At 62.8% G+C, this 14,040-nt stretch carries 10 protein-coding genes; 7 read left to right on the top strand and 3 right to left on the bottom strand.

The genetic code is table 11. The annotated features are described in order from the left end of the window. Positions 1 to 6: 6 nt before the first annotated feature. Positions 7 to 768, top strand: a complete 762-nt coding sequence (locus VFE81_RS11675; RefSeq protein ID WP_325044746.1) for a CoxG family protein — start codon at positions 7 to 9, stop codon at positions 766 to 768. Between the two features lie 227 nt (positions 769 to 995). Here VFE81_RS11675 and VFE81_RS11670 read toward each other — a convergent pair whose 3' ends face one another. After that, complete coding sequence (locus VFE81_RS11670; RefSeq protein ID WP_325044745.1) at positions 996 to 1,991, bottom strand: helix-turn-helix domain-containing protein; 996 nt, start codon at positions 1,989 to 1,991, stop codon at positions 996 to 998. Positions 1,992 to 2,172: 181 nt separating this feature from the next. Between VFE81_RS11670 and VFE81_RS11665 the strand changes: the two genes are divergently transcribed. Next, the gene (locus VFE81_RS11665) at positions 2,173 to 2,805 is read left to right on the top strand and encodes a cysteine hydrolase family protein (protein ID WP_325044744.1); all 633 of its coding nucleotides are present in this window, start codon (positions 2,173 to 2,175) and stop codon (positions 2,803 to 2,805) included. Positions 2,806 to 2,881: 76 nt separating this feature from the next. Here the strand turns inward: VFE81_RS11665 and VFE81_RS11660 are convergent, their stop codons facing one another. Then, positions 2,882 to 3,550, bottom strand: a complete 669-nt coding sequence (locus VFE81_RS11660; protein WP_325044781.1) for a TetR family transcriptional regulator — start codon at positions 3,548 to 3,550, stop codon at positions 2,882 to 2,884. A gap of 429 nt (positions 3,551 to 3,979) precedes the next feature. Between VFE81_RS11660 and VFE81_RS11655 the strand changes: the two genes are divergently transcribed. Genes VFE81_RS11655 through VFE81_RS11645 form a run of 3 tightly spaced genes read left to right on the top strand, consistent with a single transcriptional unit; the run spans position 3,980 to position 9,989 of the window. Beyond that, the gene (locus VFE81_RS11655) at positions 3,980 to 5,212 is read left to right on the top strand and encodes an efflux RND transporter periplasmic adaptor subunit (RefSeq protein ID WP_325044743.1); all 1,233 of its coding nucleotides are present in this window, start codon (positions 3,980 to 3,982) and stop codon (positions 5,210 to 5,212) included. Between the two features lie 18 nt (positions 5,213 to 5,230). Further along, positions 5,231 to 8,440: an efflux RND transporter permease subunit gene (locus VFE81_RS11650; RefSeq protein ID WP_325044742.1), complete on the top strand. Its 3,210-nt coding sequence runs from the start codon at positions 5,231 to 5,233 to the stop codon at positions 8,438 to 8,440. A gap of 1 nt (position 8,441) precedes the next feature. Beyond that, positions 8,442 to 9,989: an efflux transporter outer membrane subunit gene (locus VFE81_RS11645; RefSeq protein WP_325044741.1), complete on the top strand. Its 1,548-nt coding sequence runs from the start codon at positions 8,442 to 8,444 to the stop codon at positions 9,987 to 9,989. A gap of 202 nt (positions 9,990 to 10,191) precedes the next feature. Here the strand turns inward: VFE81_RS11645 and VFE81_RS11640 are convergent, their stop codons facing one another. Then, positions 10,192 to 11,601 (bottom strand): nucleobase:cation symporter-2 family protein, encoded by a 1,410-nt coding sequence (locus VFE81_RS11640; protein WP_325044740.1) that lies wholly within the window; start codon positions 11,599 to 11,601, stop codon positions 10,192 to 10,194. Between the two features lie 425 nt (positions 11,602 to 12,026). Between VFE81_RS11640 and VFE81_RS11635 the strand changes: the two genes are divergently transcribed. Together VFE81_RS11635 and VFE81_RS11630 are read left to right on the top strand one after the other, a co-directional pair. Next, the gene (locus tag VFE81_RS11635; RefSeq protein WP_325044739.1) at positions 12,027 to 13,460 is read left to right on the top strand and encodes a xylulokinase; all 1,434 of its coding nucleotides are present in this window, start codon (positions 12,027 to 12,029) and stop codon (positions 13,458 to 13,460) included. Between the two features lie 226 nt (positions 13,461 to 13,686). After that, positions 13,687 to 14,040, top strand: a 354-nt coding sequence (locus tag VFE81_RS11630; RefSeq protein ID WP_325044738.1) for an alcohol dehydrogenase catalytic domain-containing protein, incomplete at its 3' end; no start/stop codon positions are given.

The following is a 14,040-nucleotide window of genomic DNA, read 5'->3' as shown; positions in this document are numbered from 1 at the left end:
GCTGCCGTGGAAGTGAACGACGCGTTACGGATTCCGCTTTCGCCGTCCGACGTTTGGGACGCGTTGCAGGACCTCGCCTTGTTGCGTGCCAGCCTTGACAACTGCGAGTCGTTCACGCGACTTGGCCACGGCGAATATGCGCTGACCATGACCGTGCCGCTCGGGCCGTTGCGCGCGCGTTACGAAGCGCGGGCCCATGTCGCCGGCCAGGATTCCGGACCGGCGGACGCGCAGCGCCGCACCATCAACTTCAAGGCGCGAGCCGAGGGTATCGGCGCGTTACGCGGACAGATCGAAGTGAGGTTGCGCGCGGAGGATGGCGCGCATGGCATCGGCAGGGAGCGGAGCACGCGGATCGATTACACGATCTGGGCGACCTCGTCCGGGCCGCTCGCCGAACTGCCCACGCGCCAGCTTGAAAACGCGCTGCATCAACTGGCTGACGATTTTTTCGACGAGTTCGGCGCGGTCGTTCGCGCCAAGCATGGGCAAGGGCCGAACCGTGCACGTGGATCAGGGGCGCGTCGACAGCACGTGTTTCTGCGGCCGATCACGCTCGGTGGCATCGCTCGACGCAACCGTACCGAACATGGCAATGCGTTGACCGGGCGGGCGGCGAGCGCGTCGCATGGGGCATCCCACGGTGTGTCGCATGAGGTCTCGCATCACGACTCCGGTCCGCATGCGGTCCCGAACTGGGCATGGGCGGTGATGATTTTTCTGGTGGCGTTGCTGTTGTATGTGGCGCGTTGGATTAGCGAACAGTGACGGCCTGGCTTGGCTTGATTCGACCACCACCATCGCGACGGATGTGGCTTGGTTACGACTCAGTGAGCCGCTGTAGCGCGGACGCGACTACGAAATCTCGGTCAATCACTACGAACTGCCGTCGAGCACAGGGCGTTTGCGGCCCCTGAACGCTTTATCCGCTTTTGCCGTTCTGGCCGCGTTCGCCGTCACCCGCGCGCCAACCTGTCAAGCGCTTTCATCCGCGCTCACACACCGCGAAACTCCCGCCGCCACGCAGACGGCGAGGTGCGGAACGCCTCCGCGAAATGTTGCCGTAGCGAGGCGGTCGAGCCGAAGCCTGCAATCCCCGCGATCGCTTCCACGGACTCATCCGTGCTTTCCAGCAACTGCTGCGCGCGGGCGAGCCGTTGTGCCAGCAGCCAGGCGCCGACGGTTGCGCCGGTGGCCAGCCGGAAACGTCGCGTAAAAGTGCGGCGGCTCATCAAGGCGCGTTCGGCGAGCGTGTCGAGCGTATGCGTCGCATCCAGATTCACCCTTACCCAATCAAGCAGGCAGGACAGGCGGTCGCCACGTACGTTCGGCGCCACCGGCTGCTGAATGAATTGCGCCTGGCCGCCTTGCCGATGTGGCGGCACGACTAGCCGGCGCGCGACATAGTTCGCGGCCTGCGCGCCGCACATTTTGCGCAGCACGTGCAGACAGCAGTCGAGGCCGGCGGCGGTGCCGGCCGAGGTCACCACGTTGCCGTCGTCGACATAGAGCACGTCGGGATCGAGCCGCACGCACGGATAGCGGCGCGCGAAGTCGTCCGCCCACGCCCAGTGGGTGGAGGCCGGCCGGTTGTCGAGGATGCCGGCCGCCGCCAGCACGAACGCGCCCAGACACAGCCCGACCAGTTGCGCGCCGCGCGCATGGGCGGCGCGCAATGCGTCGAGGAGTGCGGCGGACGGTGTCTCGTTCGGATCACGCCAGCTCGGTACGATGATCGTCTGCGCGTCGGCGAGCGCTTCGAGACCATGCGTAACGGCGATCGAGAAACCGGCCGTGGTGGTCAGCGCGCCAGTTTCGGCCGCACAGACGCGAAAGTCGAAATCGGGCAAGCCGCCGCCGCTGCGGTCTTCGCCGAACACCACGCACGGCACTGAGAGATGGAACGGGCTGATGCGGTCGAACGCGACGACCGCGACAACGTGACGGGGCGCGTCGTCGCGCTCCGCGGTGGAGGAGGTGGGGGTAGCCATCAGTCGCGGTCGCCCTATGAAATCCGACAATATTTCAACGATGGCCCGATTCTAGCGAATCTTGTCATTCGGGTCACTGTCGGGAAAACGGCGGTGGGCGAACAATGCAGTCATCGCCGCTGCCTATGCAGCGCCCGCCCCGGGCCACGCAGCGCGAGCCATATCTGACAGGAGTCTTGCCATGACTACACCGCGCCGTGCACTGATCGTTATCGATGTGCAGAACGAATACGTCACCGGCGATCTGCCGATCGAATATCCGGATGTGCAAACTTCGCTCGCCAACATCGGCCGGGCGATGGACACGGCCCGTGCCGCCGGCGTGCCGGTGGTGGTTGTGCAGAACCTCTCGCCGGCCACCTCTCGGCTATTCGCACGCGGCAGCGTGGGCGCGGAATTGCACCCGGTGGTGGGCTCGCGCGGCCACGATCACCTGCTGGAGAAAACGTTGCCGAGCGCGTTCACCGAGACCGATCTGGCCGAATGGCTCGCCGCGCAGCAGGTCGACACAGTGACGGTGGTCGGCTACATGACCCACAACTGCGATGCGTCGACTATCAACCACGCGGTCCACCTAGGTCTCACCGTCGAATTTCTGCACGACGCGACGGGCTCGGTGCCTTACGCGAACAGCGCGGGTTTTGCGAGTGCGCAGGACATTCACCGGGTGTTCAGCGTGGTGCTGCATTCGCGCTTCGCGGCTGTGGCGAGTACGGACGAGTGGATTGCGGCGGTGAAGGGTGGGGCGCCGCTCGAACGCGGCAACATTTATGCGTCGAACCAGAAGGCGCGGGCTAGTCAGGCGACTGCGTGAAGCCGCTGCAAAGGCCTCTTGTAAGAGCCTCTTGTAAGGGGCGGCCCGCTGTTTCGTAGCGACGCTAACTATCTATTCAGGTAGCTGCCTGAATAGATAGCTCCGCCGCCTTCCCCTTGCGCAACGCCGGGCTCAGCAGCAGCGCATCGAACATCCCGGCGACCATCTGCGCCGCATGTTTGCCGAAATCGGTCGCCTCCGGCAGAAACAGCATATCGCGCAGCGAGCCGCTGACGAACGCATGAACCATCGCCGCCGCGATCCTGGTGTCGAGGTCGGCCGGCATTTGCCCTTTGGAGATCGCATTGCGCAGGCCGCCTTCGATCTTTTTCAGCCCTTCGCGCATATTGGTCTGATAGCGGATCATCACCGGACCCATTTCTTCGACCAGTTCGCACTTCAGAAAGAGGATGTCGAACACTCGCCGGCGGCGCGGGTCGTTGGCGATGTCGCGCAGGCAGACCGTGCAGATTTCCATTAAGCGACCGAGCGGATCGGGTTCATTGGGGTCTTGCGAGGCGGCCTTGAGTTCGTCCAGCGGAAGCAGCACGCGGTCGAACATTTCGGTAAACAGATCGCTTTTGTGCGCGAAGTGCCAATAGATTGCGCCGCGCGTGACGCCGGCCGCCTGCGCGATGTCGGCGAGCGACGTGCGCGATACACCCTTCTCGAAGAAAACCCGTTCGGCCGCGTCGAGAATACTATTGCGCGTCTCCTGCGCCTCTTCTTTGGTTCTTCTGACCATATAGGTGTGACCTGCCCTGATTGTGGGGTTTTCCCGGGCGCTTTTAAGTACGCTCGATGACAATCTGTCTACTGTTAAGCAATTTGCGAGGCGTTCTTGCAGGCCCTCCGGCTGCAAAGAAGTAAACGCACTTTTACATGCATTCGTGGATGTATATATAATAGCATCCCACGATCGGATAGCCCAAGCAGTGACGACCGGTTAATATCCGTCACTGTTGCCTTTCAAAACGCTCTTGCGCCGCGCCCGGATGGGCGGCGCCGTGCGGCATTTCCCCGGTATGGCGCATTTCGCTCAGGATGCCCCTGCAGGTGCGGTTTGCATCCACGGGCTTCCGGTCAGGCGTCGCAAGACGCATGTGTGCGCTGTCGTCCCCGGGGTAGGGATGCGCGCACTTTTTCATTCTCAGTCTTTGACAGAGGTCGCTCCATGCGCGTCGAACGGGTTCCATTCCGCTTAATCAGTGCCGCGACGGCTGCCGTATTGCTGGCAGCGTGCGGACCAAAACAATCTGCCCCGCCGCAACAAACGCCCGAAGTTGGCGTCGTCACCGTCCAGCCGACGGCGGTGCCCGTCGTCACCGAATTGCCGGGCCGCACCAGTGCCTTCCTCGTCGCGCAAGTGCGTGCACGGGTCGACGGCATCGTGCTGCGCCGCGAATTCACGGAAGGTGGCGAGGTCAAGGCCGGTCAGCGTCTGTACAAGATCGATCCGGCGCCCTACATCGCGACGTTGAACAATGCGAAGGCAACGCTGGCGAAGGCCCAGGCCAATCTCGTGTCGACCACCGCGCAAGCCAACCGCTACAAGGTGCTGGTTGCCGCCAACGCGGTCAGCAAGCAGGACTACGACAATGCTGTGGCCTCAGAAGGTCAGGCCGCGGCTGACGTGGCCGCCGGCAAGGCAGCGGTCGATACGGCGCAGATCAACCTCGGCTACACCGACGTAACCTCGCCGGTGACCGGCCAGGTCGGCGTGTCGCAAGTCACGCCGGGCGCTTATGTGCAGGCGAGCGCGGCCACGCTGCTGGCAACGGTCCAGCAACTCGATCCGGTCTACGTGGATCTGACGCAATCCAGCCTCGACGGCCTGAAGCTGCGCCGCGAAGTGCAGGAAGGGCGCCTGAAGACGAGCGGCCCGAACGCTGCCAAGGTCTCGCTGATTCTCGAAGACGGCCGCACCTATTCGGAAAAGGGCAAGCTGCAGTTCACCGACGTGACGGTCGACCAGAGCACCGGTTCGGTGACGGTTCGCGCGATCTTCAAGAACGCGGACAAGGTGTTGCTGCCGGGTATGTTCGTGCGCGCCCGGATCGAAGAAGGCGTCAACGACAATGCGATCGTCGTGCCGCAAGTCGGCATCACGCATGACCAGAAGGGCACGCCTACCGCGCTCGTGGTCAATAGCGCGAACAAGGTCGAATTGCGCCAGCTCGTTACGTTGGGCACGTACGGTTCGAACTGGGTGGTGGAAAGCGGCCTGATGGCCGGCGACCGCGTGATTGTCCAGGGCACCGACAAGGCGCATCCGGGGCAGGAGGTCAAGGCCGTTGCCGCGCAACTTCCCGCCACACCCGCTTCCGACGCATCCGCTCAGGGTGCACCGGCCGCCAGCGGTGCTACGCAGACGGCGCACCCCGCTTCTGCTGCATCGGGCGCGTAATAACAGGGAGCCCGCCACATGGCAAAGTTCTTTATTGATCGCCCAATTTTTGCGTGGGTGATCGCCATTATTCTGATGCTTGCGGGTATCGCGTCGGTCTTTACGTTGCCGATCGCGCAATATCCGACCATCGCACCGCCGGCCGTGCAGATCAGTGCAACGTACCCGGGCGCATCGGCGAAGACGGTGGAAAACACCGTCACGCAGGTGATCGAGCAGCAGATGAGTGGTCTCGACCACTTGCTGTATCTGTCGTCCACTTCGGACGACTCGGGTACGGCAACCATCACGCTGACGTTCGCAGCCGGCACCAATCCTGACATTGCGCAGGTGCAGGTGCAGAACAAGTTGCAACTCGCCACGCCGCTGTTGCCGCAAGCCGTGCAGCAACTCGGGACGAAGGTCACCAAATCGAGCAGCAGCTTCCTGCTCGTGATGGCGTTCAACTCCGAAGACGGCAGCATGAACAAGTACGACCTGGCGAACTACGTCGCGTCGAACGTCGAAGACCCGCTCAGCCGGATCGACGGCGTGGGTACGGTGACGCTGTTCGGCTCGCAGTACGCAATGCGGATCTGGCTCGACGCCAACAAGCTGACCAACTTCGGCCTCACGCCGGTGGATGTGCAGACGGCCTTGCAGGCGCAGAACGTGCAGGTAGCGGGCGGCTCGCTCGGCGGCACGCCGGCGGTGCCGGGGCAAGTGCTGCAAGCAACCATCACGGAAGCCACGCTGCTGAATACGCCTGAACAGTTCGGCAACGTGCTGCTGAAAGTGAATCCGGACGGCTCGCAAGTCCGTATCAAGGACGTGGGCCGTATCGAGCTCGGTGGCGAAAACTACAATTTCGACACCAAGTACAACGGACAGCCGACGGCAGGTTTCGGGATTCAGCTGGCTACCGGCGCGAACGCGCTGGCAACCGCCAAGGCAGTGCGCGCGAAGATCGACGAACTGTCGAAGTACTTCCCGCATGGTCTCGTCGTGAAGTATCCGTATGACACCACGCCGTTCGTGCGCCTGTCGATCGAAGAAGTGGTCAAGACGCTGCTCGAAGGTATCGTGCTGGTGTTCCTGGTCATGTACCTGTTCCTGCAGAACCTGCGCGCCACGTTGATCCCGACGATCGCCGTGCCGGTGGTGCTGCTGGGCACGTTCGCGGTCATGGGTCTGGTGGGCTTCTCGATCAACACGCTGTCCATGTTCGGGCTCGTGCTGGCCATTGGCTTGCTGGTGGACGATGCGATCGTGGTGGTGGAAAACGTCGAGCGGGTGATGCAGGAAGAGGGCTTGTCGCCTCGAGATGCCACTCGCAAGGCGATGGACCAGATTACCGGCGCGCTGGTCGGCGTGGCGCTCGTGCTGTCGGCGGTGTTCGTGCCGGTGGCGTTCTCGGGCGGTTCGGTCGGGGCCATTTACCGGCAGTTCTCGCTGACGATCGTGGCGGCGATGGTGCTGTCCGTGCTGGTCGCATTGATTCTGACGCCGGCGCTGTGCGCAACGATCCTCAAGCCGATCGAAAAGGGCCACGAGGAAAAAACCACCGGTTTCTTCGGCTGGTTCAACCGCACGTTCAACAAGAGCCGCGACAAGTATCACTCTGGCGTTCACCACGTGATCAAGCGCTCGGGCCGTTGGCTGATCATCTACATGGTGGTGATCCTCGCGGTCGGTCTGCTGTTCGTGAAGTTGCCGAAGTCGTTCCTGCCTGACGAGGACCAGGGCACGATGTTCGTGCTGGTGCAAACGCCGTCCGGGTCGACCCAGGAAACCACGGCGCGCGCGCTGAAGGACGTTTCCGACTACCTGCTCAACGGCGAGAAGAGCATCGTCGAATCGACCTTCACGGTGAACGGCTTCAGCTTCGCCGGCCGCGGCCAGAATGCGGGTCTCGTGTTCGTACGGATGAAGGACTACGCCGAGCGTCAGCATTCGGATCAGAAGGTGCAGGCGCTGGTTGGCCGTCTCTTCATGCATTTCTCGGGCTACAAGAATGCACTGGTGTATCCGGTGAATCCGCCGTCGATTCCCGAACTCGGCACGGCTGCCGGCTTCGACTTCGAACTGCAGGATCGCGCCGGTATCGGCCACGAGAAGCTGATGCAAGCTCGCAACATGCTGTTGGGCATGGCCTCGAAAGATCCGGCGCTGGCTCAGGTGCGTCCGAACGGCCTGAACGATACGCCGCAGTTCAAGGTGGCCATCGACCACGAGAAGGCTTCCGCGCTCGGCGTGTCGCTGTCGGCGATCGACCAGACGTTCTCGATCGCATGGGCGTCGCAGTACGTGAACAACTTCCTCGATATCGACGGCCGGATCAAGAAGGTGTATCTGCAAGGCGACGCACCGTTCCGGATGAAACCGGAAGACCTGAACGCCTGGTACGTGCGCAATACGGCGGGCACCATGGTGCCGTTCTCGTCGTTCGCCAGCGGCTCGTGGGGCTACGGTTCGCCGAAGCTCGAGCGTTACAACGGTATCTCGGCGGTGGAAATTCAGGGTGCGGCAGCGGCGGGCAAGTCGACGGGTCAGGCCATGACGGCCATGGAAGCACTCGTGGCGAAGCTGCCGGCGGGTATCGGCTACGAATGGACGGGCCTGTCGTTGCAGGAACGCCAGTCCGGTTCGCAGGCGCCGATTCTGTACGGCATCTCGATCCTGGTGGTGTTCCTCTGTCTCGCGGCGCTGTATGAAAGCTGGTCGATCCCGTTCTCGGTGATCATGGTGGTGCCGCTCGGCGTGATCGGCGCACTGCTGGCCGCTACGCTGCGCGGGCTCGAGAACGACGTGTTCTTCCAGGTGGGGCTGTTGACCACGGTGGGGCTGTCGGCGAAGAACGCGATTCTGATCGTGGAATTTGCCCGCGACCTGCAGGTTAAGGAGGGGATGGGGCCGGTCGAGGCCGCGCTCGAAGCAGCGCGTCTGCGATTGCGTCCGATTCTGATGACCTCGCTCGCGTTCATTCTCGGCGTGATGCCGCTCGCGATCAGTAACGGCGCGGGTTCGGCCAGCCAGCACGCAATCGGTACCGGCGTGATCGGCGGGATGTTGACGGCGACCTTCCTCGCGATTTTCATGATCCCGATGTTCTTCGTCGTGATTCGCGCGAAGTTCGGCGGCGAGAAGGAAGATCCGGATGAGGCGCTCGCACACTACAACCAGCACCATCCGCATGACGGTCAAGGTGGCGGGTCGGCTGATGAAGGCTCGGGCAAGGACGGACATTGAGATGCAAAAACACTCTTTGATTGCAGTGGCGGTTGCGCTGTTCGCCGCGGGTTGCACGATGGCGCCGAAGTATCAACGCCCGGCTGAACCCGTGACGGGCACCTTCCCGGCCGGCGGCGTGTATGACACGCAGCCGGGCGCGACCCAGCCGGGTGCGGGGCAAACGGGCACGTCGACTGCGGCGCGTAGCGCCAGCGGCCAGGCTGCGGCCGATATCGGCTGGCGTGACTTCTTTGTCGACCCGCGCATGCAGCGGTTGATCGAGATCGCGCTGAAAAACAACCGCGATCTGCGCGTGTCGGTACTGAACATGCAGGCGTCGGCGGCGCAGTACCGCATCGTTCGTGCGGGGCTGTTCCCGACGCTCGACGCTGCGGCTTCGCAGACCAAATCGCGTACGCCGAAAGAACTGGTTTTCAACAACCAGACAATCTCGAACACGTACTCGGTGGGTCTGAACGCTTCCTGGGAAATCGACTTCTTCGGGCGCATTCAAAGCCTGAAGGATCAGGCGTTGGCGCAGTACCTGGCCACCACTCAGGCACGCAAGGCGGCGGAAATCTCGCTGGTTTCGCAAGTCGCGGATCAGTACCTGACGGTGCTCGAGCTCGACGATCTGCTGACGGTGACGCAGAACACGCTGAAGACGTCGCAGGAGTCGTATCGGATCGCCAAGCTGCAATTCGATAACGGCACGGGTTCGGAACTCGATTTGCGGCAATCGCAAACCGTGGTCGAACAGGCCAACGCGAACCTGCAGGCGCAGGCGCGTCTGCGCGCCCAGGGTGAGAACGCACTGGTGCTGTTGCTCGGTGAGCCCTTGCCTGCCGATTTGCCGCCGGGTCTGACGTTGAACGACCAGAATCTCCTCACGGATATTCCGGCCGGATTGCCGTCCGATCTGCTGACACGTCGCCCGGACATCATGGAGGCCGAAGAGAACTTGCTGGCGGCCAACGCGAACATCGGTGCGGCGCGTGCGGCGTTCTTCCCGAAGGTCTCGCTGACAGGCAGCTTCGGCACGCTGAGCCCGTCGCTCGGTGGCCTGTTCAAGCCGGGTTCGGCGGCGTGGAGCTTTGCGCCGTCGATCACGCTGCCGATCTTCGAAGGCGGGCAGAACCTTGCCAACCTCGATCTCGCCAATATCCAGAAGAAAGTCCAGATCGCGACGTATGAAAAGGCGATCCAGACGGCCTTCCGCGAAGTGGCGGACGGACTGGCGGCACGCGGCACGTACGATCAGCAGATCCAGGCGCTGGAGCGCAATACCTTTGCTGAACAGCGTCGACTGGATCTGTCGAACTTGCGTTATACGAACGGCGTCGACAGCTATCTGTCGGTGTTGACCGCGCAGACCGATCTGTACTCGTCGCAGCAGTCGTTGATCACCGCGCGCATGCAGCGTCTCCAGAACCTGGTTGATTTGTACCAGGCACTGGGCGGCGGCTGGATCCAGCGGGCCGGCGAGCAGCCGCGTCCGGCGGATGCGCCGGTCGACTACGGCGCGGCAAGTGCGCCGGTGGCGGCTTCGGCAGCCACTGCGGGCTAAACGTCTTATAGACTCGCAATAGCTGGCGGGCAGGGTGGTTTCCGGTTTCAGGGAAGCCGTCTTGCGCAGCCGGAAATAAAAAACGCCACGGCATGCCGTGGCGTTTTTTATTTCCGCAGAGCGTGTGTGGCTTTAGCGACCCTTGGCACCTCAAGCACCGCAGCGACCCCAGTCGCGCGGCGCTGGTTCCACAGTCAGACGCTCAGTGCAGATCTACCGCACGCAGCATCTCGTCGCGCGGCGGCTCATTACCGCCGCGTCCGTCGAAATCATGTCCGGCCTTGCGGATTTCGCACTGCGCCTTCTTCTCGCTCTTCACACCGTTGAAGATCAGGTTCAGCACGACCGCCGACACCGACGCCAGCAAGATCCCGCTATGCAACAGCGGCGACAGCGCCGGCGGCAGCTTGGAGAAAAATTGCGGCGATACCACCGGCACCAGACCCATGCCGATACTCACCGCGACGATGAACAGGTTGTGGTGGTTCTTCACGAAGTCGACCTTGGCCAGCACCTTGATGCCGTTTGCCGCCACCATGCCGAACATCACGATGCCCGCACCGCCGAGCACGAAGGCCGGCACCGAAGCAACCACCTGCGCCATCTTCGGGAACAGGCCCAGCAGCACCAGGATCACGCCGCCCATTGCGCAGACAAAGCGGCTCTTCACACCCGTCACGCCGATCAGGCCGACGTTCTGCGAGAACGAGGTATGCGGAAACGAGTTGAAGATGCCGCCGATCAGCGTGCCCAGACCGTCGACGCGCAAACCACGCACCAACGTCTTCTGATCTACCGGACGATCCACCATGTCGCCGACCGCGAGGAACATGCCGGTCGATTCGATGAAGGTGACGAACATCACGGTGACCATCGTCGCGATCGCGAGCGGATCGAAATGCGGCAGGCCGAAGTGGAACGGCATCACAATGCCGACCCACGGTGCGTGCGTGACGCCGTCCATGTTCACGCGGCCAAGCGCCAGCGCGATGATGAAACCTGCAACGATGCCGAGCAGCACCGAGATATTGGCGAGGAAGCCCTTGGCGAATTTGTTGATCAGCAGGATCAGCATCAACACGAGGAGCGACAGGCCCAGATAGACCGGGTTGCCGTAATCAGGATTGCCCACGCCACCGGCCGCCCAGTTGATGCCCACTTCCATCAGCGAGAGGCCGATCACCGAGATCACCACGCCGATAACCACCGGTGGGAAGAAGCGCAGCAGCTTGCCGACCGCCGGCGCGAGCAGGATGCCGATGATACCGGCCGCGATCGTCGAGCCGAAGATGTCGAGAATGCCGAGCGAGGGATTGGTGCCGATCGCGACCATCGGACCGACAGCCGCGAACGTGCAGCCCATGATGACCGGCAGACGGATGCCGAAGATCCACAGACCGAGGGTCTGAATCAGCGTGGCGATGCCGCAGGAAAACAGATCGGCGCTGATCAGGAACGCGATCTGGTCTTTCGGCAATTTCAGCGCCGCACCGATGATCAGCGGCACCGCAACTGCGCCTGCGTACATCACCAAAACGTGCTGAATGCCGAGCGTCAGCAACTGGCCCGCGGGCAGTCGCTCGTCGCACGGGTGAACCGTGTTCGATTGCATTTTGTCTCTCTCCACCATCTCGTTTTGGGATAGCTCCAAGGTATGCGGAACGAAAAGGTGCAACAAGACCACTGGGGCCTATTCCGGCATTCCCGGTGACGATATGGGTGAGGCCTATTTGAAAGCCAAAAGAAATGCGTGCGCCGCACAAATCGGCCGTCAGCCCCTTGCAGCAGCGACGTGCGCTCACGCGCCGCTCGCGCCCTTCTAAACGAGATATGTGTGAGAATCAATGAGGTGTATCTCGCTCGCCACATAGTGCTATTTTGATGTGGCTCGCTGCGTGGCGGGGTTAACCCGCGATTCCGGGTTTTCTGCGTGCGTTCGGACTCGTTTCCAAAATCGCGCTGCGGAGACGGAAAATACGTCGTTCCAGGCACCTTTCGCGTGCTTATCCCCAAGCTCAAATTGACGTTCTATCATCCATGAGTTTTCTTGGCATCGACCTCGGCACCGGTTCCCTCAAAGTAGCAATCGTCGACGAAAGCGGCCGCGAGCAGGCAGCGGCGAGTGTCGCGTATGCACTCGAAACGCCGCATCCGGGGTGGGCGGAAATCTCGGTGCACACCTGGTGGCGCGCGCTAGGCGAAGCGGCGGCGCGTTTGCCTGAGGATTGGCGCCGCGAGGTGCGGGCAATCGGCTTCTCCGGACAGATGCACGGTGTCGTGCTGATCGACGCCGATGGCGAAGCTGTGCGCCCCGCGATGCTTTGGCCCGACACGCGCGCGTTGGACCTGCTCGATCAATGGCCCGAGCCGCAGCCGAATCCTGTTGCGCCCGGCATGGCGGGTCCTTTGCTGCGCTGGATCGTGCAGAACGAACCGCAGTCCGCGCGCAAGACACGTTGGGCGTTGCAACCGAAGGATTGGCTGCGTGTCGCACTGGGCGGCGCCGTCGCAACCGATCCATCCGACGCCTGCGCGACGGCGCTCGCGGATCCTGCGGGTGTGTGGGATCGGGCGTTGCTTGAGCGGCTCGAATTGCCGCATGAATGGTTTGCGCCGCTTGCGCCTTCCTATGCTGCGGGCGGTGTTTTGTCGCAGAAAGCTGCGCAGGAACTGGGTTTGCGAGCCGGCATCGTGCTCGCGATTGGCGCCGCGGATACCCCATGTGCCGCGCTCGGCAGTGGTCTCGCCAGTGACGGCGACGCGTTGCTCACCACTGGCACCGGCGGACAAATCGTCGTGCTCGCCGAACACGCGCCGCAAGCCGTGAAAGGCTTGCATCGCTATCGCGCCGCGAGCGATCACTGGTATCGGATGGCGGCGATGCAAAACGTCGGCGTCGCGCTTGAACGCGTGCGCGGCTGGCTCTCGTATGAATGGGCCGATGCTTATCGTGATGCGTTTGGTGATGCGACAAGCGCCGCGCCAGGCCTCACCTTCCTGCCGTACCTCACCGGCGAGCGCACCCCGTGGCTCAACCCGTCCGCTCGTGGCGGTTGGCTTGGCCTTGCACTCGACCACACGCGCGGCACGATGATGCGCGCCGCATTCGAAGGCGTCGCGTTCTCGCTGCGCGCCGGGCTCGACGCGATCCGCGCGAGCGGCGCGACGGTGACGACATTGAAACTCGCAGGCGGTGGTTCAGTCGATGCACGCTGGCGGCAGTTGCTTGCCGATGCGCTGAACGTCGAGCTCCATGCCGTGGATTGTCCGAACGCGGCGCCGCGTGGCGCGGCCATTCTCGGCGGATTGGCGAGCGGGCATTGGCACGCGAGCGACCTCGCCGCGCTTGCGCCAGGCGCGACGCGCGTGGCCGGGCCACAAGGCGATGCGGCGCTCGCCGAACGTTACGCGCGCTTTCTCGATCTGTATGGCCGCGTCGAATCATGGTTCGGCGAAACTCCGCTTCGGTGACCAACGCGATGTCAGCTACAGACAATGCCGCGACGTACTTTGCAATACCATGACGACTTTCGCGCGCTAAGTTAGAGGGGGTACCTGATGCCGGACGAGAGCAACATCGTCCGTTCACAGCCTGGCAAACGAAATAACCGCAGCAGCCGAACCGCGATATCGGTACGTCGCGCGATATCTCACCGCGACGTGCCAGAGCATTCACAGATTCACAGGAGCATTCACGATGAAAACCAAAGCAGCAATCGCATGGAAAGCCGGCGCCCCGTTGACGATCGAAGAGGTGGATCTCGAAGGTCCGCGTGCCGGTGAAGTCCTGATCGAAGTGAAGGCGACGGGGATCTGCCACACCGATTACTACACGCTCTCAGGCGCCGATCCGGAAGGCATCTTCCCGGCGATTCTCGGCCACGAAGGCGCGGGCGTGATCGTCGATGTCGGTCCGGGCGTCGGCACGCTTAAAAAAGGCGACCACGTCATTCCGCTCTACACGCCGGAATGCCGCCAGTGCAAATTCTGCCTGTCGCGCAAGACCAATCTTTGCCAGGCGATCCGTTCGACGCAAGGCCGCGGCCTGATG

The organism is Paraburkholderia sp. (assembly GCF_035656215.1).
Lineage (GTDB): Bacteria > Pseudomonadota > Gammaproteobacteria > Burkholderiales > Burkholderiaceae > Paraburkholderia.
Note: the sequence above shows the minus strand (reverse complement) of the source record. Positions and strands in the feature narration are given on the sequence as shown.